Consider the following 1,015-nt stretch of genomic DNA (forward strand, 5'->3'; position numbering starts at 1 on the left):
AACGTCTGCTGAACATGAGGTTAGCGGGGTTCGGGTGATTGAAGATGTTGAAGCAAACCGCCTCAAGATCGAGTTTCCCGGTAAGCCTGATCCGGACATGATTGCCGAGTTGAAACGCAGAGGCTTCCGCTGGTCGCCTCGCAATAAGGCATGGCAACGGCAGTTGACGAACAACGCACGTTATGCGGCGCAAGAGATACTAAAGAGGATCAAGGAGACTGAGCATAAAGAACCTGAAAATGAATCGCGCGTGATGTTTTCGCGGGCAGGCAGCGAGGATGTGATCGAGCCTCCGGCACATGTAGTGAGGTGGATGGGTTTCAATGGCTCGCTACGGATTCGCGCTAATTTCGATGCGCTGGCAAAGCGGCATCCCGAACACTACAGCAACGCTGATGATGTGCGCAAGGATGTGGAGTTTGTGCTTCGCTCACCGGATGACTGGTATCCCTATGCTGATGGACGCATCACATTGGTGCGGGCAAGCCAGAAAACCCAAGATATTCCTGCGGTGCGAATTGACTTCAGGGTGGACAAGAGCGGCAACCTGAGAGTTGCTTCTGTCTATCGGATGAGAAAACGGTCTGTTGTCAAGAAAATGCAGCAGAAGAAAAAAGCGGTTGAAACCTTGAGCCGGGTAGGGAGCGTTGACCCCGTCGGCAATAACGGGCGCGCCGGTCTTACCGGCTCTCCGGAACGGCTCACCATTGCCGATTACCTGCGCCTGAGCGACCAAGCAAAGGGCAATGGGTCTTGGCCTCCTCACTCATCCTCCGATGAGCTTCTCAAGGCATCAACCGCCGATAACCAAAGTAAAGATCATTCTGATGTGGATGTCAACCCGCATCGTGTTCAACTGCGCAAAACCTTCGGCAAGGCCGTGGACGCGCTGGAGCGCAAGGGCAAGCTGGAGATCGTGCAGGATGAAAGCGGGTTGCCGGAGAACGTGCGCCCGACGGACGGCGGTGCGGTGCGTGGCGCATACAACCCCGCAACCGGCAAGGTGTATCTGGTG

Annotated in this window: 1 protein-coding gene; it reads left to right on the top strand. The window is 55.5% G+C overall.

Annotation, left to right across the window (positions count from 1 at the left end):
- A partial coding sequence (locus tag D6694_12480; protein RMH38404.1) for a hypothetical protein occupies nt 1-1,015 on the top strand: 1,015 nt, incomplete at both ends.

Source organism: Gammaproteobacteria bacterium, assembly GCA_003696665.1.
GTDB lineage: Bacteria > Pseudomonadota > Gammaproteobacteria > Enterobacterales.